The organism is Pseudomonas sp. G34, assembly GCF_031119625.1.
Classification (GTDB): Bacteria; Pseudomonadota; Gammaproteobacteria; order Pseudomonadales; family Pseudomonadaceae; genus Aquipseudomonas.
This window is the reverse complement of the sequence record NZ_JAVHZV010000021.1, coordinates 38271-64384: the sequence shown is the minus strand read 5'-3', so window position 1 is coordinate 64384 and position 26114 is coordinate 38271. Positions and strand designations below refer to the sequence as shown.

Genomic DNA, 26114 nt, shown 5'->3' with positions numbered 1-26114 from the left:
CACGGAGCATGTAAATGGAAGCAACAGGTCAGAGCGGGCGCATCCTATTGGTCGACGACGAAGCGGCTATCCTGCGTACCTTCCGCTATTGCCTGGAAGACGAGGGCTACCAGGTCACCACTGCCAACACCGCCGCGCAAACCGAGACGCTGCTGCAACGTCAGGTGTTCGACATGTGCTTCCTCGACCTGCGCCTGGGGGATGAAAACGGTCTGGATGTGCTTGCCCAGATGCGCGTCCAGGCACCCTGGATGCGTGTGGTGATCGTCACCGCCCACTCGGCCATCGACAGCGCGGTGGACGCCATGCAGGCCGGCGCCGCCGATTATCTGGTCAAGCCGTGCAGCCCTGACCAACTGCGCCTGGCCGCCGCCAAGCAGCTGGAGGTGCGCCAGCTCTCCGCACGCCTCGAAGCCCTGGAAGGCGAAGTGCGCAAGCCCAGCGACGGTATCGACTCGCACAGCCCGGCGATGATGGCGATCCTGGAAACCGCCCGGCAGGTGGCCGCCACCGACGCCAACATCCTCATTCTCGGCGAGTCGGGTACCGGCAAGGGTGAGCTGGCGCGTGCCATCCACGGCTGGAGCCGCCGTGCGAAGAAATCCTGCGTGACCATCAACTGCCCGTCGCTGACCGCCGAGCTGATGGAAAGCGAGCTGTTCGGCCACAGCCGCGGGGCATTCACCGGCGCCAGCGAAAGTACCCTGGGGCGGGTCAACCAGGCGGACGGCGGCACGCTGTTTCTCGACGAGATCGGCGACTTCCCACTGACCCTGCAGCCCAAGCTGCTGCGCTTCATCCAGGACAAGGAATACGAACGCGTCGGTGACCCGGTGACCCGTCACGCCGACGTGCGCATCCTCGCGGCGACCAACCGAGACCTCAACGAGATGGTCAAGGAAGGTCATTTCCGCGAGGACCTGCTGTATCGCCTCAACGTCATCACCCTGACCCTGCCGCCGCTACGCGAACGTGCCGATGACATCCTCACCCTGGCCAACCGCTTCCTGGCCCGCTTCGTCAAGGACTACGCCCGCCCGGCACGTGGCTTCAACGAGGACGCCACCAAGGCGCTGCTGGCTTACCAGTGGCCCGGCAACATTCGCGAGCTGCGCAACGTCATCGAGCGCGCCAGCATCATCTGCCCGGGCGAATGGGTGGATGTCGCCCACCTGGGCATGAGTGCACCGGCGGCCAACAGCGCACCACGGGTAGGCGCCGACCTGAGCCTCGAGGAGCTGGAAAAAGCCCATATCGCCGCCGTACTGGCCAACAGCGATACCCTCGACCAGGCCGCCAAGACCCTGGGTATCGATGCTTCGACCCTGTACCGCAAACGCAAGCAGCTCGGCCTATGAGGCTGCGCAGCAAGCTGTTCCTGAGCACCAGTGCGCTGCTTACCGTAGCGCTGCTGGGGCTGAGCCTGGGTATTTTCAGCGTGCTGCAGCTGACCCAGTCGCAGAGTCGCTCGCTGGCACACAACCTGGAAGTCATCAGCACCAGCCTGGATCTACGTCAGGAATTGGGCCGGCAGCTGTTCATGATGCTCGGCGAGGACTTCGACGAGCGTACGGTGCAGAGCCTGCAGGATTCCGACCAGCGCATCCGCGGCTGGCTCCACGACAGCCTGAAAGGCAGCATCACCGAGGCGGATCGCCAGGCGATCCTGGAAATCCAGGCGGCTTACCAGAAGTTCAGCACCCTGCTCGAAGACCCAATGACCGTCCGTGACCAGTTGCTGACCAACGACGACTTCGCCAAGACCATCGAAACCGTTCGCGATCGCCTCAATACCCTGCAGATTCACTACGTTGCAGCGGTCAAGGAATCCGAAGCGCAGGCCCAGGAACGTGCCTGGCTGATCGCCGGGCTGCTGGGCCTGGTAGGTTTGGCGGTCCTGGTGATCGGCTTTATCACCGCCCACACCATCGCCCGCCGGGTCGGCCAACCGATCGACGCTCTGGCCCGCGCGGCCGACCAGATCGGCCGTGGCGACTTCCAGGTCACCCTGCCGATCACCCCGGTGGCCGAGCTGTCGGCACTCAGCCGCCGCTTCGGCCTGATGGCCGAGAGCCTGCGTCAGGTCAAGAGCAGCAACATCGAAGCGCTGATGTCCGAACAACGGCGGCTGCAGGCGGTGCTCGACAGCATCGACGACGGCTTGCTGATCTTTGGCCGCGACGGCCTGCTCGAACACTTCAATCCGGTGGCCCAGCGCCAGCTGGGCTGGGACGACCAGCCGCTCGGCCAGCGCCCGAGCCAGGCCCTGGGCCGCCCCGAGCTGGACGAGCAGCTGCAGCATGTGCTGCAGGGGCACAACCTGGAGCAGCGCCTGGCGGATCTGCAGGTCGCAGCCAATGGCGAAACGCGCCTGCTCAACTACAGCCTGACCCCGGTGAGCCACAGCCAGGGGCATATCCTCGGTGCGGTGATGGTGCTGCATGACGTGACCGAGCAGCGCGCCTTCGAACGGGCGCGCAACGAGTTCGTGCTGCGCGCCTCCCACGAGCTGCGCACACCGGTAACCGGCATGCACATGGCCTTTGGTCTATTGCGTGAGCGCAGCAAGTTCGCCGAGGAATCCCGCGAAGCCGACCTGGTGCGCATCGTCGAGGAAGAGATGGAGCGGCTGGTACACCTGATCGAGGACCTGCTGAATTTCTCGCGCTACCAGAGCGGCGTGCAGAAACTCGAACTGGCACCCTGCGACATTCCGCAACTGCTCGACAACGCGGTCAGGCGCCACCGCGGCAAGGCCCAGGCCCGGCAGATCCACATGCAGCTGGAGGTGGGCGAGGCGTTGCCGCGCACGCATCTGGATCGGGCGCAGATCGAACGGGTGCTCGATCACCTGATCGACAATGCCCTGCGGCACAGCCCGGAAGGCGGCACCTTGCGCCTCTGTGCCAGCCGCCAGGACGAGCGCCTGCTGATCAGCGTCGAGGATGAAGGCGAGGGTATCGCCTACGGCCAACAGGCCAGGCTGTTCGAACCATTCGTGCAGATCGGCCACAAGAAAGGCGGCGCCGGCCTCGGCCTGGCGCTCTGCAAGGAGATCGTCCAGCTGCATGGCGGGCGCATCGGCGCAGAGTCCCAGCCGGGCCAGGGCGCGCGCTTCCACTTCGCGCTGCCCCTCTAATTCCCCAGATACGCCTCAGCTTTTGCTGAGGCGGTTGACCTCCAGCAGCAGGGCCGCGGTTTCGGCGTCTGGCTGTCCGTCATAAAGCGCCTGGCGGTACTTCATCTGGAAGGCGCGAATCACGTTGCGTGTCGCTTCATCCAGCACGCCACTGCTCGGCACCTCATACCCCTGCTCAGCCAGCTGTTGCTGGAACCAGGCCACGCTCGGCAGGCTGCTGCTGAACACCGCCTGCTGACGGGCGACCACCTCGGCGTTCGGCCACGGCATCAGCCCGGCATCGGCCAGCTGCTTCCAGGGAAACAGCGGCCCCGGGTCGACCTTGCGCTGCGGGGCGATGTCGCTATGGCCGATGATGCTGCCCGGCGGCAGGTTGTGGCGCTGCATGATGTCCTTGAGCAGCACGATCAGTGCGTCGATCTGCGCCTGGGCATAAGGCTGCCAGTAGCGGCCCTTGGGGGTATCGAAATAGCCCTGGTTGATCAGCTCGATGCCGATGGTCGTAGCGTTGAGCCAGGTGCGCCCCTGCCATTGGCTGACCCCGGCGTGCCAGGCCCGGCGGTTCTCGTCGACCAGTTGGTAGATGGTCGGCGGCACGGCGTTGATCAGGTAGTGAGCGCTGACTTCTTCCTTGGTCAGCAGCTCCAGCGAGCGCGGCAGGTCGGCCGAGGTGTAGTGCAGGACGATGTATTGCACGCGGCTGTTCTGCCCGCTGGCGGTGTAGCTATGGTCGATGCGCGGGCCGCTGCTGCAGCCGACGAGCAGGAGGACGAACAAGGCAAGGCTGATAACTTTCATGGTTGGATGTGCAATACGCTCTGAATGTTGTCCAGCAGCATGTCGACGCTGAGCATGATCAACAGCATGCCCATCAGTCGCTCCACTGCAGTCAGCCCGCGAGGGCCGAGGAACCGCTGCAGGAAAGACGCCTGCAACAGGATGAATGCGGTCGCGGCCCAGGCCATGATCAATGCCAGGTAAAGCTCCCAGAGCGCGCCTTCGTGGGTGTTGCGCAAGGTCATCAGTACCGCCAGCGCCGAGGGCCCGGCAACCGCCGGCGTGGCGAGCGGCACCAGCATTGGCTCGCCGTCGGGCACGTCACCCAGTACGCCCTGGGGGCTGGGAAAGATCAAGCGCATGGCGATGACGAACAGGATGATACCGCCAGCAATCGCCGTTGCCTCCCGCGACAGGCCCAATGCACTGAGCACTTTGTCACCAAAGGTTAGGAACAACAGCAGCAAGGCCAGGGCGAACAACAGCTCGCGCGCGGCCACCCACAGGCGCCGCTCGGGCGCGACGTTCTTCAGGGCGGCGATGAAGATGGCGATGTTGCCGAACGGGTCGGTGACCAGAAACAGCAGCACGGCAATGCTGAAGATATCCATTGTGCGGGGCTCCTGAAAAACAGCCGCACAGTCTAGTGGTTGTGAGCCTTCGCGTCAGTCGCCATGACCTCTCGTCGCCGCCGGACGGCGCTGAACTTGTCATACCACATTGCGATCAATATGCAGTCGACTATGAGGGAAAATACCATGCGCGCGCTGCTCTGGTTCAAACAGGATCTTCGCCTCGATGATCACCCCGGCCTGCAGGCTGCGCTCGCTTCCAATTGCCTGCTACCACTCTACGTGCTCGACCCGGCGCTGCTGCAGTTCGACCAGTTCGGCAGCCGGCGCATCGGCGTGCACCGTGCGCGCTTCCTGCTGGAAAGCCTGACCGCGCTGGACAGCGCGCTGCGCCAGCGCGGCTCCAAGCTGCTGGTGGTCACCGGCAAGCCAGAAGACGTGATCGTACAGCTGGTCGGCCAGTTCGACATGCGCCAGGTGCTGACCCTCGATGAGATCGCTCCGCAGGAGCGTGCCGTACTCGCCCGCGTGCGCGACGCCCTGGGCTCGGTGCCGCTGCGCACCGCTCAGAGCAACGCACTGTTCAGCGAAGCCGAGCTACCCTGCCCGCTCGACCAGCTGCCAACGGTCTACAGCCAGTTCCGTACACTGATCGATGGTCGCCAGTACGTGTTCCAGCCGCAGCCGGCTCCCGAGCAGCTGCCGCCATTGCCGGAAGGCCTGGACGCGCACGCCTACGCCCTGCCCAGCCAATCGCAAATGGGCTTGGGCGACGCACTGAGCGTGGTGCCGAGCGCTTTCCCCTTTTCCGGTGGCGAGGCCGCCGCCCTGGCGCGTTTGCGTGATTACCTGTGGGACAGCCAGAACGTGCGCACCTACAAGGACACGCGCAACGGCATGATTGGCAGCGAGTACTCCTCCAAGTTCTCGCCCTGGCTGGCCAACGGCTCGCTGTCGCCGCGCCGCACTGCCGCCGAGTTGCGCCGCCACGAGTCGCTCTACGGCGCCAACGAGTCGACCTATTGGCTATGGCTGGAACTGCTGTGGCGCGAATTCTTCCGTTGCACCCTGCAGCGCCATGGCCAGGCGCTGTTCGAGGCGGGTGGGCTGAAGGCCACCGAGCGCGCGCCGCAACAGATAGACGAGCGCTTCGAGCAGTGGACCCAGGGCCGCACCGGCATGCCGCTGGTGGACGCCAACATGCGCGAGCTGATCGCCACCGGCTACATGTCCAACCGCGGGCGCCAGGTGGTGGCCAGCTACCTGGTCAGCGACCTGGAGCAGGACTGGCGCCACGGCGCGGCCTGGTTCGAGGAACACCTGATCGACTATGACCCGGCAAGCAACTGGGGCAACTGGGCCTATCTGGCCGGCGTTGGCAGCGACCCGCGGCTCAAGCGCACCTTCAACGCGCTCAAGCAGGCACGCCAGTACGACCCCAAGGGCGAATACGTGAGCCTGTGGCTACCGGAACTGCGTCACCTGCCGGAACACCTGCGGCATACGCCGTTCCTGCTCCAGGCCCAGCAGCTCGAGGCACTCAACTACCCGAAGCTGGAGCAGATTCCGGAGTCTTGGCAGCGCCACCTCAACGAGGTGGCGTAAGGGGGGCCGAGCGCGCGGTATGGGTGCGCGCTCGCGCGCCTGTCAGGCGCCCGGGGAGAAGTGCTTCTGGGCGGTACCGCGAGCGATCAGGCGCGACAGGTAGTCCATCTTCTGCGGGTCACGATCGACGAAGCGAAACACCACCTGCAGCCATTCGCTGTCCGGCTTGGGCTCGAACGCGGAAACGCTGTGCAGGTAGCCATTGAGCCGCGCCACCTCCGAGGCCTCGCCCTGCTCGAGGTCGAGCACGGCACTCTCCAGCACCTGCGGCAACAGCTCGCCACGCTTGACCACCAGCAAGGCTTCCTTGAGGCTCAGCGCCTTGACCACGCAGGCCATCATGCCGCCGGGCAAGCGCAGTTGCCCCTGCCCACGGCCGGCCGGCGTCGCGGCAGCCTTGGCAGGTGCAGCGGCAGGACTTGCCGCAAAGGCGGCCGCTGGCGTGGGCGCAGCAGAGCGCACCACTTCGCTCTTGCCGCCCGTCAGCGCGGCCAGCGAGTCGTTGGCAAAGGCACCGGTGCTGAGCATTTTCGGCGGCGCAGCCGACATCAACGCGGCCAGCTTGCCGGCGCGCTGCAGGGCTTTCTTGACCTTGGTGATCAATTGCTCGTTGGAAAACGGCTTGCCGATGAAATCGGAGACGCCGGCCTGGATGGCCTGCACCACGTTTTCCTTGTCGCCGCGGCTGGTGACCATGATGAACGGCACGCCTTTCAGCGACTCCTGCTCACGGCACCATTGCAGCAGCTCGAGGCCGGACATTTCCGGCATTTCCCAGTCACAGAGAATCAGATCGATCGGATTGCGGCCGAGCATCTGCTGGGCCTTGCGCCCGTTGACCGCTTCCTCGATCTGGATCCCGGGAAGGTTGTCACGCAGCCCCTTCTTCACCAGATCGCGGATAAAGGTGGCGTCGTCCACCACCAGTACACTGACTTTGCTCATCGACCACTCCCTCGAATGGTGATTAGCATAGACGTGAGCACTGGCTCATTGCCAACACAAAAGCATATCCCTGGGCGCGCGCGCACAGCCGGAGCAATCGCTGCGCGGATGCGCGCCCGCCGGGCCGGCCATCAGTCCTTGGCGCCGCCCTGCACTTCTTCCTGCATGCGGGTCAGGCCAATGTGTTTGACGTCGGTGCCGCGCACCAGGTAAATCACCAGTTCAGCGATGTTGCGCGCGTGATCGCCGATACGCTCCAGCGAGCGCAGCGCCCAGATCACGTTGAGCACGCGGGAGATCGAGCGCGGGTCTTCCATCATGTAGGTGACCAGCTCGCGCAGCGCGGTCTTGTACTCGCGATCGACGGTCTTGTCGTACTGGGCGACCGACAGCGCCAGGTCGGCGTCGAAACGGGCGAAGGCGTCCAGCGCCTCCTGAACCATCTTGCGCACCTGGTCGCCGATGTGGCGAACCTCGACGTAACCGCGTGGCGACTCGCCTTCTTCGGTCAGCAGGATCGCGCGCTTGGCGATCTTGGTGGCCTCGTCACCGATGCGCTCCAGGTCGATCACCGACTTGGAGATGCTGATTATCAGCCGCAGATCCGAGGCGGCCGGCTGGCGACGGGCAAGAATGCGCACGCATTCCTCGTCGATATTGCGCTCCATCTGGTTGATCTGGTCATCGATCTCACGCACCTGCTGGGCCAGACCCGAGTCGGCCTCGATCAGCGAGGTGACCGCATCGTTGACCTGTTTCTCGACCAGGCCGCCCATGGCCAGGAGGTGGCTGCGCACTTCCTCCAGCTCGGCGTTGAACTGCTGGGAAATGTGGTGGGTCAGGCTGTCTTTGTTGATCATCTGTTCGCTCCGCGAAAGCTACGCTTGAGTGGCCATGGTGCGCCCGCACCTTCCACGTTTATCCAGGCACCCGGGCCCTGGGAAATGTTCACTGGCGTTAAGGGCGTGCGCTGACCGTACGGCAAGCGCGCCCGACAAAGCCAGGGCGTATCTGCCATGGCCTCAGCCGTAGCGGCCGGTAATGTAGTCTTCGGTCTGCTTCCTGGCCGGGTTGGTGAACAGCGCGTCGGTGTCCCCGAACTCGATCAACTTGCCCATGTACATGAACGCCGTGTAGTCGGAGACCCGCGCGGCCTGCTGCATGTTGTGGGTCACGATGACGATGGTGTACCTGGATTTCAATTCGTAGATCAGCTCTTCGACCTTCAGCGTGGAAATCGGGTCGAGCGCCGAGCAGGGCTCGTCGAGCAGCAGCACTTCGGGCTGCACCGCCACGGTACGGGCGATCACCAGGCGCTGTTGCTGGCCGCCGGACAGGCCAAGGGCCGACTCGTGCAGACGGTCCTTCACTTCGTCCCACAGGGCGGCGCTCTTCAGGCCCGATTCGACAGCCTCGTCAAGGATGCGCTTCTGGTTGATGCCCTGAATGCGCAGGCCGTACACCACGTTCTCGTAGATGCTCTTGGGGAACGGGTTGGGCTTCTGGAACACCATGCCGACGCGGCGGCGCAGCTCGGCAACGTCTTCACCCTTGCGGTAGATGTTGCGGCCGTCGATGTTGATCTCGCCTTCCACGCGGCAACCGTCGACCAGATCGTTCATCCGGTTGAAGGTACGCAGCAGGGTCGACTTGCCGCAGCCCGACGGGCCGATGAAGGCGGTCACGCGCTGCTTGGGGATGTTCATGGTGACGTCGTACAGCGCCTGCTTGTCGCCATAGAACAGGTTCAGACCCGGCACTTCGATGGCCGTGGTTTCCTTGGTCAGGTCGAGGCTCTGCTTGTCACGGCCCAGTGCCGCGAGATCGATGCCGTGGGTAGCGGTTTCGTGTTGCATACCAGTCTCCTTCGGAGGCTTCAGGTTCCAAGCTGCAGACGACAAGCCGGCTCTTGCCCGAGGCCTGCAGCCTGCCGCCTGTAGCAGAATTAGTGATCCAGGGCCTTGTACTTCTCGCGCAAGCGGTTGCGCATGTAGATGGCCGTCAGGTTGAGAATCGCGATGACCAGCACCAGCAGCAACGCCGTAGCGTAGACCAGCGGGCGCGCCGCTTCGACGTTGGGGCTCTGGAAGCCGACGTCGAAGATATGGAAGCCCAGGTGCATGATCTTCTGGTCCAGGTGCAGATAAGGGTAGTTGCCGTCCACCGGCAGGCTCGGCGCCAGCTTGACCACGCCCACCAGCATCAGCGGTGCGACTTCACCGGCGGCACGGGCCACGGCGAGGATCAGGCCGGTCATCATCGCCGGGCTGGCCATCGGCAGCACCACGCGCCACAGGGTTTCCACCTTGGTCGCGCCCAGGGCCAGGGAGCCCTCACGCAAAGCCCGGGGAATACGCGACAGGCCTTCCTCGGTGGCGACGATCACCACCGGTACCGCGAGCAGCGCCAGGGTCAGCGAGGCCCACAGCAGGCCGGGGGTGCCGAAGGTCGGCGCCGGCGCGGCTTCCGGGAAGAACAGGCGGTCGATCGAGCCACCCAGCACATAGACGAAGAAGCCCAGGCCGAATACGCCGTAGACGATCGCCGGCACACCGGCCAGGTTGTTCACCGCGATGCGGATCACCCGGGTCAGTGGGCCCTGCTTGGCGTATTCGCGCAGGTAGATGGCGGCAACCACCCCGAACGGGGTGACGATCACCGCCATGATCAGGGTCATCATGACGGTGCCGAAGATCGCCGGGAAGATACCGCCTTCGGTGTTCGCCTCACGCGGGTCATCGCTGACGAATTCCCACAGCTTGCTGCCGTAGAAGCTGAGCTTGTCCAGCGTGGTCATGGCGTTGGGACGATAGGCGCGTACCACCTTGCCGAGGCTGATCTCCTGCTCGCGACCCTCGGCCGAACGCACGGTCACGCTGTCGCGGTTGAACTGCTGGTAGCGGGCGTTGAGTTCCTGCTCCAGCACCTTGTACTCGGCATCCCAGCGGGCGCGCTCGGCGGCCAGGTCGGCCTGCGCGGCCTCGTTCAGCTTACCGTCGAGCTCCAATCGGCGGGTCTGCAAACGAACACGCTCGAGACCGGCGTTGATGCGGCCGATATCGCGCTTCTCCAGCTTGACGATTTCACCGTGCAGCTCGTCGACGCGCTCCAGGCGCTTCTGCAGTTCCGGCCAGGCGGCCTCGCCTTCGGCGATCAGGCGCCCCTCTTGCTTGACGTTGACCACATAGCCATAGAAGTTGCCCCACTCGCGCCGCTCGAAGGCGGTCATGTCCTTGGGCTTGCGCAGATCGGTCAGCCATTCGCCGACCACCCAGGAGAAGTCCGCGCCATAGAAGTCACGGTTACCCACCTTGAGCAGTTCACGGGTCATGAACTCGCCACCGTCGGCGCTCACCGGCAGCCCGGCGGCGGCCAGGCGGGCGCGTGGAATCTCTTCTTTCTGCACCACTTCCCCGGCCATGACCGTGGCGGCCTTGCCGGGTATCAGGTAGTTGCCCTCGACGATATCGGCCGGCCAGAAGTGCGCCAGGCCGCGCACGGCGATCACCGACAGCAGGCCGATGACCATGACGATGGCGATGGATACCGCACCGGCATTCATCCAGATCCACGGCGAGCCGCTCTTGAACCAGGATTTGAGGTTGTTCTGTTTCACGGACATGGTCTTGCAGTCCTCAGAGCGATGCGTATTTGACGCGCAGGCGCTGACGCACCAGCTCGGCCAGGGTGTTCATGAAGAAGGTGAAGGTCAGCAGCACCAATGCGGAGAGGAACAGCACGCGATAGTGAGTGCCGCCGACCTCCGACTCGGGCATTTCCACCGCCACGTTGGCCGCCAGGGTGCGCAGGCCCTGGAAGATGTTCATGTCCATGATCGGCGTGTTGCCGGTAGCCATCAGCACGATCATGGTCTCGCCGACGGCGCGCCCCATGCCGATCATCAGCGCCGAGAAGATGCCCGGGCTGGCGGTCAGGATCACCACGCGGGTCAGGGTCTGCCAGGGCGTGGCACCCAGTGCCAGGGAGCCGAAGGTCAGGCTCTTGGGTACGCTGAACACGGCGTCTTCGGCGATCGAGTAGATGTTCGGGATCACCGCGAAGCCCATGGCCAGGCCAACCACCAGGGCGTTGCGCTGGTCGAACGGAATACCCAGGTCATTGGTCAGCCAGGCGCGCATGTTGCCGTCGAACAGCCAGTTCTCCAGGTGCCCGCTCATGCTCAGGGAGAACGAGCCGACCAGCAGGATGACCGGTATCAACAGGGCGGCTTCCCAGCCATCCGGCACCCGCAGGCGAATGGACTCCGGCAGGCGGCTCCAGAGGAAGCCCGCCAGCAGGATGCCAACCGGGGTGAAGATCAGCAGGCTGAATATCCCGGGCAGGTGCCCCTCGACATAGGGCGCCAGGAACAGGCCGGCGAAGAAACCGAGGATCACCGTCGGCAGCGCTTCCATCAGTTCGATGACCGGCTTGACCTTGCCGCGCATCGCCGGGGCCATGAAGTAGGCGGTATAGATCGCCGCGGCGATGGCCAGTGGCGCAGCCAGCAACATGGCGTAGAAGGCCGCTTTCAGGGTACCGAAGGCCAGCGGTGCCAGGCTCAGCTTGGGCTCGGCATCGGTACTGGCGGAGGTCGACTGCCAGACGTACTCCGGCTTGTCGTAGTTCTCGTACCAGACCTTGCCCCACAGCGAGCTCCAGGAAATCTCCGGATGGGGGTTGTCGACCAGGATACGCTCGATCTTGCCATTGGCTTCGACCAGGACGCGGTTGGCGCGCGGCGACAGCGCGGCGATGTTGTGGCCTTCGGCCACCGGCTCGACCAGCAGCGTACGGTGCGCGGTACTGTGGAAAATCCCCAGGTTGCCCTTCTCATCCAGGGCGATGAAGCCCTTGCGGCGCTCCTCCGGGATGATCTGGCTGACCGGGCTGTCGGCCATCTTGAATTCACGTACCTGCTTGAGCTCGGACTTGCCGTCTTCGTCGCGCACCATGAACCACTGGCTGATACCGCCAGTGCTGTCGCCGATGAGCAGCGAGATGCCGCCCAGCAGCGAGGTGACATGGGTCACTTCGCGAGCGCCGTCGTTGAGTAGCTTGTAGCGGCCATTGAGGGCCTTGGCGCGCAGGTCGAAGACGTCGGCGGTGGCGCGGCCGTTGACCACGAACAGCCAGTGCTGGCGGGGCTCGATGATCAGTTCCTTGATCGGCTCGGCAATCTGCGGCAGCGCCAGGCGCTCCTCGCTGACCTCGACCTCGCCGGTCATCATGTTTTCTTCGCGACTCAGGCTCAGCACCTGTAGCTCGCTGCCCACGGAACCGGCGATCAGCAAGGTACCGCTGTTCACGCTGATGCCCATGTGCTCCAGCGGCCGACCCTGGGGGTCGATGGTCAGCGGTGCTTCACCGAACGGGTAGACGATGGATGGCGTGATGGTTTTCACGTCATCCGGGTAGGTGATGCGATAGGCATGTTCGAACACCAGTGCCTGGCCATTGGACAGGCCGAGGGCGACACGGTGGCTGCCTGGCTGATCCTGACCGACGGAAACCACTTCGGTGCCGGCCGGCAGGGGCAGGTCGATGCTGTTCAGGGCTTGCATGCTCTGGGCATCGAAGAACTGGATCTTGCCATCACTGGCCAGGCGCATGCCGACCTGGTTCTGCTCCTCCAGGGTCATCAGCAGCGGCTTGCCGGCATCGGCCAGCCAGGCTGGCTGCACGGCGTCGCGCTTCTCGAGATCGGCGCCCTGGAACATCGGCAGCACGACATAGGCGAGATAGAAGAAGATCAGGGTGATGGCGCCCAGGACAGCCAAGCCACCGATGGATACGCACCAGCGGGCCAGGCGATCCTTGAAGGCGCGTATGCGCCGCTTGCGTTGCAGGGCCGGCGTGTTGAAGTCCAGCCCGAGGGAATTGGGAGAGGCGGTCATGGGTTCACTTGCCAAGTCATTCATAATGGAGAGCGTCTCTGCGCGGCCATGAGCGCGCCGTATTTTTCGTCTGCTCCGCGAGCCCCCGACAATCTAGGCGGTTCATGTGACAGAAAAGTTACAGCACGGTGACGTAGCGAAGCCCACCTCTCCGGGGGAGAGGCGGGCTGCGGGATTGCTGGCTAGGAGCTGATTACAGACCCAATTCCTTGCGGGTCTTCTCGATGACCTTGAGCGGCAGCGGGATGTAGCCGTCCTTGACCACCACGTCCTGGCCCTGCTTGGACAGGATCAGCTTGAGGAACTCGGCATCCAGCGGGCTCAGCGGCTTGTTCGGCGCCTTGTTCACGTAGATGTAGAAGAAGCGAGCCAGCGGGTATTTGCCCGACAGTGCGTTGGTCTCGTTGGCTTCCTCGACTTCACCCTTCTTGTTGACCAGGGGAACGGCGCGCACGCTGGCGGTGCGGTAGCCGATGCCCGAGTAACCGATGGCGTTGACGGTGCTGGAGATCGACTGCACCACGGAAGCCGAACCCGGCTGCTCGTTGACGTTGGACTTGAAGTCGCCTTTGCACAGGGCTTCTTCCTTGAAGTAGCCGTAGGTGCCGGATACCGAGTTACGACCGAACAGCTGGATCGGCTTGGCCGCCCACTCACCGCTCAGGCCCAGCTCGCCCCAGGTTTTCACGTCCTTGGCTTCACCGCACAGACGGGTGCTGGAGAAGATCGCGTCGACCTGCTGCATGGTCAGCTGCTTGATCGGGTTGTCCTTGTGCACGAATACCGCCAGGGCATCGATGGCGACCGGCACGGCAGTCGGCTTGTAGCCGTACTTCTGCTCGAAGGCCTGGATTTCGCTGTCCTTCATCGGGCGCGACATCGGGCCGAGGTTGGCGGTACCTTCGGTCAGCGCAGGTGGCGCGGTGGAGGAGCCGGCAGCCTGGATCTGGATATTCACGTTCGGGTAGGACTGCTTGTAGCTCTCAGCCCACAGGGTCATCAGGTTGGCCAGAGAGTCGGAGCCGACGCTGGACAGGTTGCCCGATACGCCCGAGGTCTTCTCATAGGTCGGCAGAGCCGGATCGACAGCGGCAACCGCGTTGGCAGTGGCGACGCCAGCGGCGACGAAAGTCATGGCTGCCATCAAACGCTTCAGTTTCATGCCTTGCTCCTAGCAGAGTGGTAATCATTGAAAGGCTGGCTGCCGTGGTCGTAGCGCCCGATCTGCCGCCTTGTCACGATTGGGTCGTGTTGGTTGGGACGGGGCCCAGTATCGTCAGCCCATATGACCACTCTATGTAAGCAATATGACAGTTGGATGACGGCGCGAACGGGCATGGCGGATTCGTGATTTGGCGCGCGAACGCGTCTACAACGCGCTAAGGTCGCGGTACCACTACCCAGGCGGTATACTTTCCCGGCCCCTGCGCTGCAGGGTCCACCACTGCGCCGCGAGCCGTGAACCGATGAAAGACCTCGAACAGGAAGACCCGATACCGCAAGGCGACCTGGCCCTGCAGATCACCGCACTGCCACGCGAAACCAATGGCTTCGGCGACATTTATGGCGGCTGGCTGGTTTCGCAGATGGATCTGGCGGGCACCGCCATGGCCACCAAGGTGGCGGCCGGCCGGGTGGCGACCGTGGCGATCGATCGCATGGCCTTCCTGGTACCGGTGCCGGTCGGCGCGCAGCTGTCCTTCTATACGCAGACGCTGGAAGTCGGGCGCAGCTCGATCCAGATGCTGGTGGAAGTATGGAGTGACGACCCGCTGTCCAGCGAGTGGCGCAAGGTGACCGAAGCGGTATTCGTGTTCGTCGCCATCGACAGCAGCGGCCGTACCCGCGCCGTGCCACGCCGCTGAGTTGGCTGCCGCGCCTGGTTGCGTGGCAGCGGGCTAGTGGCCTTGCCCGAGCAGTTCGCCGACCCGTAGACGGTCCGCTGCAAAGGTTTTTTGCGCCTGTGCACGCGCCGCCTGATAGCGCTCGATGTCCTTTTTCACGCGAACCTGCTCATCGCGCTGACTGCTGATCTGGTCGAGCAACGGCTTGGGCACTTCGCGCCCCGCCCGCTCATGATCGGCAGCCTGCTTCTGCAGGTTGGCCTGTTGCTGACGCACCGATTGCAGGTTGCCCTTGGCCACGCCGATCAGGCCGTCGAGCTCGGCGAGCTTGCGCGCCTGGGCACGATCGACATCCTCGAGGCTGCTGTACAGGCGCAACAGCTGGGCATCGGATTTCGCTCGCTCGCGATCGGCAAGGATCTTCTGCATCTCTTCGGCGGTCGGCGCCGGCGGCACCACACGCACCACACGGCCCTGCTCGTTGAGCACCTCGTATCCCTTGGCGATGAACTCGCTGGGCACGCCCTGGCGGTCGATCACCGTAATGCCCTGGGCATTGGTGTAGCGATACATCTCCGCCGCATTCGCCCATAACGGCAGCAGCAGGCCAAGCCAGAGGGTGCGGCGCATCAGCGGCGATGTGGACATGGGCACGCTCTCTTGGCAGGCCGGGGGTCAGATGCCGAATTCAGCCCGGTAGGCTTCCACGGCAGGCAGGTGTTGTTTCAGTTCAGCATCATCGGCCAGATATTCCAGCACCTGCTGCAGGGACACAATGCTGACCACCGGAATCTTGAAGTCGCGCTCGACTTCCTGGATCGCCGACAGCTCGCCGCGGCCGCGCTCCTGGCGGTCCAGGGCGATCAGCACGCCAGCGGCCTGGGCCCCCTGCGCCTGGATGATCTGCATCACCTCGCGGATCGCCGTGCCGGCGGTGATCACGTCATCGATGATCAGCACGCGGCCATTGAGCGGCGCACCGACCAGGGTACCGCCCTCGCCGTGATCCTTGGCTTCCTTGCGGTTGAAGCACCAGGGCGTATCGACCTCATGGTGTTCGGCCAGCGCCACACCGGTGCTGGCCGCCAGCGGAATGCCCTTGTAGGCCGGGCCGAACAGCACATCGAAGGAAATGCCGCTGTTCACCACCGCCGCGGCATAGAAACGCCCCAGCTTGGCCAACGCCAGGCCGCTGTCGAACAACCCGGCATTGAAGAAGTACGGGCTGACGCGACCGGACTTGAGGGTGAACTGGCCGAAGCGCAGAACGCCTCGCTCGATGGCAAATCGAATGAAATCGCGCTGATACGTTTGCATGAAAGACCTTGAGGCAGCACAGGATGTGGCTTTGAATTACTAAACGACGTCTAGCTCAGGTATCATACACGCACGTGTTTTTGGGGGCCATTTATGCGGATCATCAGTGTGAACGTGAATGGTATTCATGCTGCAGTCGAGCGCGGTTTGCTCAGTTGGCTGCAAGCACAGAATGCCGACGTGATCTGCCTGCAGGATACCCGTGCCTCCGCCTTTGAACTGGACGACCAAGCCCTCCAACTGGATGGCTATTTCCTCTATGCCTGCGATGCAGAAGTACCAAGCCAGGGTGGCGTGGCACTGTATTCGCGGTTGCAACCCAAGGCGGTGATCAGCGGGCTCGGTTTTGAAACGGCCGATCGCTACGGGCGCTACCTGCAGGCTGATTTCGACAAAGTGAGTATCGCCTCGCTGCTGCTGCCATCGGGCATGGGCGGTGACGAGAACCTGAATCAGAAATTCAAGTTCATGGACGATTTCTCCAAGTACCTGGACAAGCAACGTCGCAAACGCCGCGACTATATCTATTGCGGCTCGCTGTATGTCGCGCACCAGAAACTGGACGTGAAGAACTGGCGCGACTGCCAGCAATCACCCGGTTTCATGGCGCCCGAGCGTGCCTGGATGGACGAGGTGACCGGCACCATGGGTTATGTGGATGCCGTTCGCGAGGTCAACCGCGAGGCCGACCAGTTCAGCTGGTGGCCGGACAACGAACAGGCGGAGATGCTCAACCTGGGCTATCGCTTCGACTACCAGTTGCTCACCCCGGGCATGCGCCGCAGTGTGCGCAGCGCCCGCCTGCCGCGCCAGCCGCGCTTCTCGCAGCATGCGCCGCTGATCGTCGACTACGACTGGACGCTGACCGTCTGACCGATGCCGCACCGCCGAAAACGCCCCGACCTGTTCGGGGCGTTTTCATTTGCGCGGCTCCGTAGAGCGCCTCTAAAAGCGTTGGCGAAGCAGTCAGCGCAATGCCTGGGGCGCCACCACAGGCGCAGCGCTGACAACGCGGGTAATTCTCAGCAGTGCTCTGTATGGGGAAAAACGCCGCCAACTGTGGCGTTTCAGCGGCGCCCATCCGCGCTAGCCTGGCGGACCGCATACCACCGCACGAGGCCGCGCCCATGACACCCAAGGACATCCTGCTGGCCGCTGTGGTGATCATCGCCTGGGGCGTCAACTTCGTGATCATCAAGGTCGGCCTCGACGGCGTGCCGCCCATGCTGCTTGGCGCCCTGCGCTTCATGCTCGCCGCCTTCCCCGCCATCCTCTTCATTCGCCGCCCGGACATGCCGCTGCGTTGGCTGCTGGCCTACGGCCTGACCATCTCCCTGGGGCAGTTCGCCTTTCTGTTCTCGGCCATGTACGTCGGCATGCCGGCCGGGCTGGCTTCGCTGGTGCTGCAGGCGCAGGCGTTCTTCACCCTGGGTTTCGCCGCACTGTTCATCGGCGAGACGGTGCGCCGTAGCAGCCTGATCGGCCTGGTGATAGCGGCGGCCGGCCTGCTGCTGATCGGCAGCGAGAGCGGACGTGCCTTTACCCTCGCCGGCTTCGTGCTGACGCTGTGCGCAGCGGCGATGTGGGGGCTGGGCAACGTGGTCACCAAGCGTATCGGCAAAGTGAATCTGGTCAGCCTGGTGGTCTGGGGCAGCCTGATTCCGCCGCTGCCGTTCCTGGCCCTGTCGCTGATGCTGGAGGGGCCGGCACAGATCGAGACGGCGCTGCGCAGCATTTCGCTCAGCTCGGTGCTGGCCATCGCCTACCTGGCCTTTATCGCCACCCTGCTCGGCTATGGCCTGTGGAGCCGCCTGCTGTCGCGCTACCCGGCCAGCCAGGTGGCGCCGTTCTCGCTGCTGGTGCCGGTGGTCGGCCTCAGTTCGGCGTGGCTGTTTCTCGGCGAGGCGCTGAGCAGCGTGCAATGGGTCGGCGCGGCCATCGTCATGCTCGGCTTGCTGATCAATGTGTTCGGCCCGCGCCTGCTGCAGCAGCTGCGTGGCGCCACGGCCTGATCAGCGCAGCCGCGACACGCGCCAGCAGAACCAGCCCACGCCGGCCATGGCAACGGCGATGACGCTGTGCAACAGCAGCGTCAGGCTGTAGCCCAGCGGGTGGGTGGCGCGTGGGTAAAAGGTCGCCGGGCCGATCCTGGAAGGCGATATGGCCACGCCGCTATGCAACGCCTGCCCCACGGTAAACAGCAGCGCCGCGGCACAGGCCGCCATGACCAGCGCAGTCACCGGCAACAGCAGGCGCATCGCGCAGACGGCGCGAGCGCTGGGCTGCGGCGCCTGCCACTGCGGGCGATTGCGCGCATGGCCGGCACGGCGGGCCTGACGCCTCGACAGGCGAGCCATCGGCTCAGTCGACGCGCTCGAACTTGAGGTCCCATACGCCATGCCCGAGGCGCTCGCCGCGGCGCTCGAACTTGGTCACCGGGCGCTCGGCAGGGCGCTCCACATAGCGCCCATCGGCGGCCAGATTGCGATAGCCCGGCGCCACGTTCATCACTTCCAGCATGTATTCGGCGTAGGGCTCCCAGTCGGTGGCCATGTGCAGCACGCCGCCGACCTTGAGCTTCTGCCTTACCAGCTCGGCAAATGCCGGCTGCACGATGCGCCGCTTGTTATGGCGCGCCTTGTGCCAGGGGTCCGGGAAGAACAGCAGCACGCGGTCGAGGCTGGCATCGGGCACGCACTGACGCAGCACTTCCAGGGCATCGCAGCTGTAAACACGCAGGTTGGTCAGGTTCTGCGTCATCACGCCGTTGAGCAAGGCACCCACGCCCGGCCGGTGTACTTCCACGCCGATGAAGTCCTGCTCGGGTGCTGCAGCGGCCATTTCCAGCGTGGAGTGGCCCATGCCGAAGCCGATTTCGAAGGTGCGCGGCGCCTGGCGCCCGAACACCGCGTCGAAATCCTGCATGCCATCACTCAACTCCAGGCCGAATTTCGGCAGGCCCTGATCGAAGCCGCGCTGCTGGCCTTCGGTCATGCGCCCGGCACGCATCACGAAGCTCTTGATGGCGCGCATGTGCCGTGGGGTTTCTTCGGCTGGAGTTTGCTCGATATCGCTCATGGGGTACTCGGGACACTAAGTGGAATGAGAAACGGGGACCCATGTCCCCGTCAGGCGCCTATGCAAAGACGCCTCAGCGGATCAGGCCCTCCAAGGGGGACGATGCGCTGGCATAGAGTTTTTTCGGCATACGCCCGGCCAGATAGGCCAGGCGCCCTGCCTCGATGGCGTACTTCATGGCTTGCGCCATCAAAACAGGCTGCTGGGCATGGGCGATGGCGCTGTTCATCAGCACTGCTTCGCAGCCCAGCTCCATGGCAATGGTAGCGTCGGAAGCGGTTCCCACACCGGCATCCACCAACACGGGCACCTTGGCCTCTTCGAGGATGATGCGCAGGTTGTAGGGGTTGCAGATACCCAGGCCGGTGCCGATCAGGCCAGCCAGGGGCATCACCGCGATGCAGCCCATGTCGGCGAGCTGGCGGGCGATGATCGGGTCGTCACTGGTGTAAACCATCACGTCGAAGCCTTCCTTGACCAGCACTTCGGCGGCCTTGAGGGTTTCGATGACGTTGGGGAACAGGGTCTTCTGGTCGGCCAGCACTTCCAGCTTGACCAGCTTGTGGCCGTCGAGCAGCTCGCGGGCCAGGCGGCAGGTGCGCACGGCCTCGACGGCGTCGTAACAACCGGCGGTATTCGGCAGAATGGTGTAGCGATCCGGCGAGATCACGTCGAGCAGGTTCGGCTCGCCCGGGTTCTGGCCGATATTGGTACGGCGCACCGCCACGGTGACGATCTCCGCGCCCGAGGCCTCGATGGCGTCGCGGGTCTCGTCGAGGTCCTTGTACTTACCGGTGCCGACCAGCAGGCGCGACTGGTAGGTACGGCCGGCCAGGGTAAACGGCTTGTCGCTGACAGCGTGGCTCATGGAGATTCCTCTGCAGAAAGTTGGAAGGGCACGGTGCCGGGCTCAGCCGCCGCCGATGGCATGGACCACTTCGAGGCGGTCGCCGTCGGCCAGCGCCGTGCTGGCGTACTGGCTGCGCGGCACGATATCGAGGTTGCGCTCGACCGCCACGCGGCGCCCGCTCAGCTCCAGGCGCTCGATCAGGTCGGCGACACTGGTGCCCTCTGGCAGCTCGAGGGTTTCACCGTTCAACTGGATATGCATGGCGACCCGTCACAACAGGAGAAAGGGCCGGCATTCTAGCCCGATCCCCGGCGATGACCAAGGCGCAGGCCCGCCATTGGTCTCGCGGGCGGTTCAGGCCATGCGCCAGGCCAGCATGCCCAAACAAGCCCAACCAGCCAGAAAGGCCAGCCCGCCGAACGGTGTGACGATGCCCAGCTTGCCGATACCGGTTAGGGTCAGCAGATAAAGGCTGCCCGAGAACAGCACGATGCCGGCAGTGAAGAAGCCGCCCGCCAGATTGACCAGGCGGCCCGGTGCGAGCAGCGCCAGGATGGCCACGCCCAGCAGAGCCAGCGCGTGGATCAGCTGGTAATGGGTGCCGGTCTGAAACACTGCCAGGTACTCGGCGCTCAGCCTGCTCTTCAGGCCATGGGCGGCGAAGGCGCCCAGTGCAACCCCGGAAAAGCCGGCGAAGGCCGACAGCAACAACCACAGGCGAACCATAGCGCTCTCACCGATGCAAAAAATGAGCGTGCAGTTTACCCCCACACCCGCCCGGCCGCGTGCCCCGGATTGCCGCAGCCTTGTCCGCAACACCACCAGGCGCCGTATACTAATCGGCCAATCAAGCCTGGCTCCCTGCGCATGCTCCGATCCCTTCGCCGCCTCCTGCTGAAGCTGCTGCTCTGGTTTATCGCCGGCTCCTTCCTGCTGGTGCTCGCCCTGCGCTGGGTGCCACCACCGGGCACGGCGCTGATGGTCGAGCGCAAGATCGAGTCCTGGATCGACGGCAAACCGATCGACCTGCAACGCACCTGGCGCTCCTGGGAGCAGTTGCCGGATGACCTGAAGATCGCGGTCATTGCCAGCGAAGACCAGAAGTTCGCCCAGCACTGGGGCTTCGACGTGGAGGCGATCAAGGCGGCGCTGTCGCACAACCAGCAGGGCGGCTCGGTGCGTGGCGCCAGCACCCTCAGCCAGCAGGTGGCCAAGAACTTGTTTCTCTGGTCCGGCCGCAGCTGGCTGCGCAAGGGTATCGAAGTGTGGTTCACCGGGCTGATCGAACTGCTGTGGCCCAAGCAACGCATCCTCGAGGTGTACCTCAACAGCGCGGAATGGGCCGATGGCGTATTCGGCGCGGAGGCTGCCGCGCGGCATCACTTCAACATCGGCGCGTCCTACCTGTCGGCCCGCCAGGCCAGCCTGCTCGCAGCGGTGCTGCCCAATCCGCGCCAGTACGATGCCGGTCGCCCCAGTGGTTACGTCAATCAGCGCGCCAACTGGATTCGCCGGCAGATGCGCCAACTGGGCGGTAGCCACTACCTGGACCAGTTGCAGGCGCCTCGGCCGGCTTTTTGGGCGAAGTAACAGACGCAAGTCTGAAGAAAAAACCAGTCATTTCCTGTGGGAGCGGGCCACGCCCACGAACTAGTTTTCCACTAAAACTGTGGAATTCGCGGGCATGGCCCGCTCCCACAATCCCCACAATAGTTAACATCCGCAGTAGGTCTGAATCGCCCAAACAAAAACGCCCCGAACAGAGTCGGGGCGCTTCGGGTGTTGCAGGCCGGGTCAGGCGGCGATGCAGCCCTTGAGCTTGTTCATCGCATTCTTTTCCAGCTGACGGATACGTTCCGCCGATACGTTGTACTTGGCCGCCAGCTCATGCAGGGTGGCCTTTTCCTCGGCCAGCCAGCGTTGCTGCAGGATATCGCGGCTACGCTCGTCGAGCGCTTCGAGCGCCTCGTGCAGGTTGGCGCTGGAGGTATCGCTCCAGTCCTCGTCTTCCATCTGCCGAGCGGGATCGTAGCGGTGGTCTTCGAGGTACTGGGCCGGCGACTGGAACGCGCTGTCGTCATCCGCATCAGCAGCCGGGTCGAAGGCCATGTCATGGCCGGTCAAGCGGCTTTCCATCTCGCGCACTTCACGGGCTTCGACGCCCAGGCTCTCGGCCACGGCGTTGACTTCGTCGTTGTTCAGCCAGGCCAGGCGCTTCTTCTGGCTGCGCAGGTTGAAGAACAGCTTGCGCTGGGCCTTGGTGGTCGCAACCTTGACGATCCGCCAGTTCTTCAAGATGAACTCGTGGATTTCCGCACGGATCCAGTGCACGGCAAACGACACCAGGCGTACACCCATTTCCGGGTTGAAACGCTTGACCGCCTTCATCAGGCCGACGTTGCCTTCCTGGATCAGGTCGGCCTGGGCCAGACCGTAGCCGGAGTAACTGCGCGCGATATGCACGACGAAACGCAGGTGCGCCAATACCATCTGGCGGGCTGCTTCGAGGTCCTGCTTGTAGAAGAGGTTACCGGCCAGTTCGCGCTCCTGCTCGGGCGTCAGCAGCGGAATGCTGTTAACGGCATGCACGTAAGCTTCCAGGTTTGCGCCTGGAACCAGAGCATGAACAGGTTGCAAGGAAGTGGACATTCGAATCCTCCGATTCACGAAACGTACGCAGTGTAGCACTGCGCAATCTGACCGGAAGCCACCATCCTGGTTCCCCGGTCAATAGTCAATATCAACCAAATCAATGTGTTAGCGAAGCGTCAAACTAGCGCTTCAGCGGGGGGCCAATTCACGAAGATGCCGCGCCACCGCCAGCCACGCACCGATATACCCCAACAGCACCGCTCCCAGCAATAGGGAGAAGCCGTCGCCTGCGGGCACGCCGGCCAGGGCGAAATCACTGCCATACAATCCGGACAGGCGCACCACGGCATCGTTCAACCAGTTCAAGCCAAAGGCCAACACCAGCCACGACAGCACTCCGGCACCCAGGCCATACAGCGCCCCCATATAAAGAAACGGCCGGCGTACGTAGCTATCGGTGCCGCCGACCAGCTTGATCACCTCGATCTCGGTGCGTCGGTTCTCGATATGCAGGCGAATGGTGTTGCCGATCACCAGCAGCAGCGCCACGATCAGCAAAACCGTGAGGCCAAAAACGAAACGGTCGCCCAACTTGAGGATTGCGCTCAACCGCTCGACCCAGACCAGGTCCAGCTGTGCCTGCTCCACGTTGGGCAGCTCTGCCAAACGCAGACGCAACGCCTCAAGAGTGGCTTTGTCGACTTCCTTGGGCGTTACCAGCACAGCGCCGGGCAACGGATTGCTCGGCAACTCCTTGAGGGCTTCGCCCAACCCGGACTGCTGCTGAAACTCTTCCAGGGCCTTTTCGCGACTGATCCATTCGGCTTCGGCCACGTCATCCATGCTGGCGATTTCTTCGCGCAGGGCCTGGCCCTGGCTATCGCTGGCGTCGATCTTGAGGAACACCGAGATCTGCGCAGCACGCTCCCAGGTGCCGCCAAGACGCTCGACGTTACCGAGCAGCAGCGACAGGCCCATGGGCAGGCTCAGGGCCACGGCCATCACCAGGCAGGTGAAGAAGCTGCCGATCGGCTGCTTGCCGAGGCGGCGCAGGCTGTCGACCAGGCTGGCGCGGTGGCTTTCCAGCCAGGCACGGGTCAGGGTGCGAAAATCCGGCTCGTTGTCCGGCCCCTGTGGCTCGGCATTCTTCGGCGCCGCGCCGACGCGCTGGGAGGGCTGCGGTGGGGGTATGCGCGACGCACTCATTCGCCGGCCTCCCCATCGCCGATCAGGCGGCCGCGTTGCAGGGTGAGCATGCGGTGACGCATGCGCGCGATCAGTGCCAGGTCGTGACTGGCGATCAGCACGCTGGTGCCGAGGCGGTTGATGTCTTCGAATACGCCCATGATTTCTGCCGCCAGACGCGGGTCGAGGTTACCGGTGGGTTCGTCGGCCAGCAGCAGGGCCGGACGATGGACGATGGCGCGGGCGATGCCGACGCGCTGTTGCTGCCCGGTCGACAGGTCGCCGGGGTACAGCTCGGCCTTGTCGCTCAGCGAAACCCGCTCCAGCGCCGAGCCGACGCGGCGGCCGATATCGCTCTTGGACAGGCCGAGGATCTGCAGTGGCAGGGCCACGTTGTCGAACACGCTGCGGTCGAACAGCAGTTGGTGGTTCTGGAACACCACGCCGATCTGCCGGCGCAGGAAAGGAATCTGCGCGTTGCTGATCTGCCCCAGGTCCTGCCCGGCCAGCAGCAGCTTGCCGGAGGTCGGGCGCTCCATGGCCAGCAGCAGGCGCAGCAGCGTGCTCTTGCCGGCGCCGGAGTGGCCGGTGACGAACAAAAACTCGCCGCGGCGCACGCGGAAACTCAACTCATGCAACCCGACATGTCCGTTGGGGTAACGCTTGCCGACCTGCTCGAATCGGATCATCACTGCTCCCGTTGCTGGAAAAGCGCCTGAACGAAGGGTTCGGCCTCGAAGGTGCGCAGATCGTCGATACCTTCGCCAACACCGATGTAGCGAATCGGCAGGCCGAACTGCTTGGCCAGGGCGAAGATCACCCCACCCTTGGCCGTGCCATCCAGCTTGGTCAGGGCCAGGCCGGTCAAGTTCACCGTCTGGTTGAATTGTTTGGCCTGATTGATGGCGTTCTGGCCGGTGCCGGCATCCAGCACCAGCAGCACTTCATGGGGAGCGCTGTCATCGAGCTTGCCGATTACCCGACGGACTTTCTTCAACTCCTCCATCAGATTGTCCTTGGTGTGCAGACGGCCGGCGGTATCGGCGATCAGCACGTCCATGCCGCGGGCCTTGGCGGCCTGCACGGCGTCGAAGATCACCGAGGCCGAGTCGGCGCCGGTGTGCTGGGCGATCACCGGGATCTTGTTGCGCTCGCCCCATACCTGCAGCTGCTCGACGGCGGCAGCGCGGAAGGTATCGCCAGCGGCGAGCATGACCTTCTTGCCCTCGCCCTGCAGCTTCTTGGCCAGCTTGCCGATGGTGGTGGTCTTGCCGGCGCCGTTCACGCCGACCACCAGGATCACGTAGGGACGCTTGGCGCTGTCGATCTGCAGCGGCTGCTCGACCGGGCGCAGCATGGCGGCCAGCTCTTCCTGCAGCGCCTTGAACAGTGCATCGCTGTCGGTCAGTTGCTTGCGCGCGACCCTCTGGGTCAGGCTGCCGATGATCGCGGTGGTGGCCTCGACGCCGACATCGGCGGTGAGCAGGCGGGTCTCGATCTCGTCGAGCAGGTCATCGTCGATGGTCTTCCTGCCGAGGAACAGGCTGGCCATGCCTTCGCCGATGCTGGCGCTGGTCTTCGACAGGCCCTGGCGCAGGCGGGCGAACCAGCCGCCCTTGTTGTCCGACGGCTTGTTCTGCTCGACCACCGGCTCGCTGACCGCCTCGGCCGGTACGGTGAGCACCGCGGCCGGCGTGGCGGGCATGGCGTGCTGAACATCGCTGCCGGTGGCCAGCGGGGCGGGATGCTCGGCCGGTGCGGCCGGTTGTTCGGCAACGGGCTCTGGCAACGCTTCGGGCCCATGACGGGTGGCGTCATCGAGCACGCGCTCAGCGGCTACGGTCGGCGCGCTGAAAACGGGTGTTTCGATCGGGTCGCGTTCGATCGGGTCGCGCTCGATCGGTTCGTGCTCCATGGCCGGCGAGGCCTCGGCTAACGGCTCCTGGGGCGCTGGCTCGGGCGATGCTTGCGGCAGTGCCTCTGGCACCTCGGCCTGCGGCTCGGAGGCAGCTGGCGCAGGCTCGGTCGGCTTCTTGCGCAGCCAGCCGAACAGGCCACGTTTTTCGGCTTTCTCGGCACCCTGCTCGGGGGCCGGGGTCTTGTTGTCGTCTTTTGAACCAAACATGGAGGACGGCTATCTCACTGGGGCGAACGCCATGGCGCCCTTGCACGGGTGGGCTGAAGGGCTTGCAGATGGCTAATTGCAGACTGCCACCGCACAGGACGTGGTCGCCGTTAAAACGGATGCGTATCCTAGCACCTCCGCAGCTGCCACGGCTAAGCCGCACCGCCGTCCTGACGGCCTGCTTCGAC

General features: G+C 64.2%; 26 protein-coding genes. 7 read left to right on the top strand and 19 right to left on the bottom strand.

The genetic code is table 11. The features are described 5' to 3' along the window. The first annotated feature begins 14 nt into the window (after window positions 1-14). A complete protein-coding gene (gene algB, locus QYS36_RS14720; protein WP_308840188.1) occupies window positions 15-1358 on the top strand; it encodes a sigma-54-dependent response regulator transcription factor AlgB in 1344 nt (447 codons plus the stop codon). Then, window positions 1355-3139, top strand: a complete 1785-nt coding sequence (locus QYS36_RS14715; protein WP_308840187.1) for a KinB sensor domain-containing domain — start codon at window positions 1355-1357, stop codon at window positions 3137-3139. The genes algB and QYS36_RS14715 overlap by 4 nt, the downstream gene beginning before the upstream one ends. A gap of 15 nt (window positions 3140-3154) precedes the next feature. Here the strand turns inward: QYS36_RS14715 and QYS36_RS14710 are convergent, their stop codons facing one another. Together QYS36_RS14710 and QYS36_RS14705 are read right to left on the bottom strand one after the other, a co-directional pair. Next, the gene (locus QYS36_RS14710) at window positions 3155-3937 is read right to left on the bottom strand and encodes an N-acetylmuramoyl-L-alanine amidase (protein ID WP_308840186.1); all 783 of its coding nucleotides are present in this window, start codon (window positions 3935-3937) and stop codon (window positions 3155-3157) included. Further along, window positions 3934-4527, bottom strand: coding sequence for a MarC family protein (locus QYS36_RS14705; RefSeq protein WP_070884702.1), 594 nt, complete (start codon window positions 4525-4527; stop codon window positions 3934-3936). The genes QYS36_RS14710 and QYS36_RS14705 overlap by 4 nt, the downstream gene beginning before the upstream one ends. Window positions 4528-4674: 147 nt before the next feature. Here QYS36_RS14705 and QYS36_RS14700 point away from each other — a divergent pair, with 147 nt between their 5' ends. Next, complete coding sequence (locus QYS36_RS14700) at window positions 4675-6093, top strand: DASH family cryptochrome (RefSeq protein WP_308840185.1); 1419 nt, start codon at window positions 4675-4677, stop codon at window positions 6091-6093. A gap of 42 nt (window positions 6094-6135) precedes the next feature. Here the strand turns inward: QYS36_RS14700 and QYS36_RS14695 are convergent, their stop codons facing one another. From QYS36_RS14695 to QYS36_RS14670, 6 genes are all read right to left on the bottom strand, one after another. Further along, window positions 6136-7038: a response regulator gene (locus QYS36_RS14695; protein ID WP_308840184.1), complete on the bottom strand. Its 903-nt coding sequence runs from the start codon at window positions 7036-7038 to the stop codon at window positions 6136-6138. Window positions 7039-7169: 131 nt separating this feature from the next. Continuing rightward, entirely contained in the window at window positions 7170-7898 is a 729-nt protein-coding gene (phoU, locus tag QYS36_RS14690; RefSeq protein ID WP_308840183.1) for a phosphate signaling complex protein PhoU, read from the bottom strand. Window positions 7899-8060: 162 nt separating this feature from the next. Further along, complete coding sequence (gene pstB, locus QYS36_RS14685; RefSeq protein ID WP_308840182.1) at window positions 8061-8894, bottom strand: phosphate ABC transporter ATP-binding protein PstB; 834 nt, start codon at window positions 8892-8894, stop codon at window positions 8061-8063. An 89-nt stretch (window positions 8895-8983) separates the two neighbouring features. Further along, window positions 8984-10660: a phosphate ABC transporter permease PstA gene (gene pstA, locus QYS36_RS14680; RefSeq protein ID WP_308840181.1), complete on the bottom strand. Its 1677-nt coding sequence runs from the start codon at window positions 10658-10660 to the stop codon at window positions 8984-8986. 13 nt (window positions 10661-10673) lie between these two features. Further along, window positions 10674-12959 (bottom strand): ABC transporter permease subunit, encoded by a 2286-nt coding sequence (locus QYS36_RS14675; RefSeq protein ID WP_308840180.1) that lies wholly within the window; start codon window positions 12957-12959, stop codon window positions 10674-10676. A 169-nt stretch (window positions 12960-13128) separates the two neighbouring features. Further along, the gene (locus QYS36_RS14670) at window positions 13129-14097 is read right to left on the bottom strand and encodes a phosphate ABC transporter substrate-binding protein PstS family protein (protein ID WP_308840179.1); all 969 of its coding nucleotides are present in this window, start codon (window positions 14095-14097) and stop codon (window positions 13129-13131) included. Between the two features lie 304 nt (window positions 14098-14401). On the opposite strand from QYS36_RS14670, the gene QYS36_RS14665 reads away from it, so the two are divergent. After that, window positions 14402-14800 carry an acyl-CoA thioesterase gene (locus QYS36_RS14665; protein WP_308840178.1) on the top strand — a complete coding sequence of 133 codons (399 nt, stop codon included), beginning with the start codon at window positions 14402-14404 and terminating at the stop codon, window positions 14798-14800. A 33-nt stretch (window positions 14801-14833) separates the two neighbouring features. Here the strand turns inward: QYS36_RS14665 and QYS36_RS14660 are convergent, their stop codons facing one another. Both QYS36_RS14660 and pyrE read right to left on the bottom strand, forming a co-directional pair. Beyond that, window positions 14834-15427, bottom strand: coding sequence for a DUF4124 domain-containing protein (locus QYS36_RS14660; protein ID WP_308840177.1), 594 nt, complete (start codon window positions 15425-15427; stop codon window positions 14834-14836). 27 nt (window positions 15428-15454) lie between these two features. Then, window positions 15455-16096 (bottom strand): orotate phosphoribosyltransferase, encoded by a 642-nt coding sequence (pyrE, locus tag QYS36_RS14655; RefSeq protein WP_308840176.1) that lies wholly within the window; start codon window positions 16094-16096, stop codon window positions 15455-15457. A 93-nt stretch (window positions 16097-16189) separates the two neighbouring features. On the opposite strand from pyrE, the gene QYS36_RS14650 reads away from it, so the two are divergent. Further along, complete coding sequence (locus tag QYS36_RS14650) at window positions 16190-16969, top strand: exodeoxyribonuclease III (RefSeq protein WP_070884712.1); 780 nt, start codon at window positions 16190-16192, stop codon at window positions 16967-16969. Window positions 16970-17223: 254 nt separating this feature from the next. After that, on the top strand, window positions 17224-18108 hold the full coding sequence (locus QYS36_RS14645) for an EamA family transporter (RefSeq protein WP_308840175.1): 885 nt from the start codon (window positions 17224-17226) through the stop codon (window positions 18106-18108). Here the strand turns inward: QYS36_RS14645 and QYS36_RS14640 are convergent, their stop codons facing one another. The 5 genes from QYS36_RS14640 to QYS36_RS14620 form a co-directional block, all read right to left on the bottom strand. Then, window positions 18109-18453: a hypothetical protein gene (locus QYS36_RS14640; protein ID WP_308840174.1), complete on the bottom strand. Its 345-nt coding sequence runs from the start codon at window positions 18451-18453 to the stop codon at window positions 18109-18111. 4 nt (window positions 18454-18457) lie between these two features. Further along, on the bottom strand, window positions 18458-19129 hold the full coding sequence (trmB, locus tag QYS36_RS14635) for a tRNA (guanosine(46)-N7)-methyltransferase TrmB (RefSeq protein WP_308840201.1): 672 nt from the start codon (window positions 19127-19129) through the stop codon (window positions 18458-18460). A gap of 118 nt (window positions 19130-19247) precedes the next feature. Then, entirely contained in the window at window positions 19248-20042 is a 795-nt protein-coding gene (locus tag QYS36_RS14630) for a thiazole synthase (protein WP_308840173.1), read from the bottom strand. Between the two features lie 42 nt (window positions 20043-20084). Then, on the bottom strand, window positions 20085-20285 hold the full coding sequence (gene thiS / locus QYS36_RS14625) for a sulfur carrier protein ThiS (RefSeq protein ID WP_308840172.1): 201 nt from the start codon (window positions 20283-20285) through the stop codon (window positions 20085-20087). 93 nt (window positions 20286-20378) lie between these two features. Then, on the bottom strand, window positions 20379-20750 hold the full coding sequence (locus QYS36_RS14620; protein ID WP_308840171.1) for a DUF423 domain-containing protein: 372 nt from the start codon (window positions 20748-20750) through the stop codon (window positions 20379-20381). 141 nt (window positions 20751-20891) lie between these two features. Here QYS36_RS14620 and mtgA point away from each other — a divergent pair, with 141 nt between their 5' ends. After that, window positions 20892-21614 carry a monofunctional biosynthetic peptidoglycan transglycosylase gene (gene mtgA / locus QYS36_RS14615; protein WP_308840170.1) on the top strand — a complete coding sequence of 241 codons (723 nt, stop codon included), beginning with the start codon at window positions 20892-20894 and terminating at the stop codon, window positions 21612-21614. A gap of 204 nt (window positions 21615-21818) precedes the next feature. On the opposite strand, the gene rpoH is transcribed toward mtgA, so the two are convergent. From rpoH to ftsY, 4 genes are all read right to left on the bottom strand, one after another. After that, window positions 21819-22673, bottom strand: a complete 855-nt coding sequence (rpoH, locus tag QYS36_RS14610) for an RNA polymerase sigma factor RpoH (RefSeq protein ID WP_308840169.1) — start codon at window positions 22671-22673, stop codon at window positions 21819-21821. Window positions 22674-22805: 132 nt separating this feature from the next. Next, window positions 22806-23822 carry a permease-like cell division protein FtsX gene (gene ftsX, locus QYS36_RS14605; protein ID WP_308840168.1) on the bottom strand — a complete coding sequence of 339 codons (1017 nt, stop codon included), beginning with the start codon at window positions 23820-23822 and terminating at the stop codon, window positions 22806-22808. Beyond that, a complete protein-coding gene (ftsE, locus tag QYS36_RS14600; protein ID WP_070884722.1) occupies window positions 23819-24490 on the bottom strand; it encodes a cell division ATP-binding protein FtsE in 672 nt (223 codons plus the stop codon). The genes ftsX and ftsE overlap by 4 nt, the downstream gene beginning before the upstream one ends. After that, window positions 24490-25926 (bottom strand): signal recognition particle-docking protein FtsY, encoded by a 1437-nt coding sequence (gene ftsY / locus QYS36_RS14595; protein ID WP_308840167.1) that lies wholly within the window; start codon window positions 25924-25926, stop codon window positions 24490-24492. The genes ftsE and ftsY overlap by 1 nt, the downstream gene beginning before the upstream one ends. Between the last annotated feature and the right edge of the window lie 188 nt (window positions 25927-26114).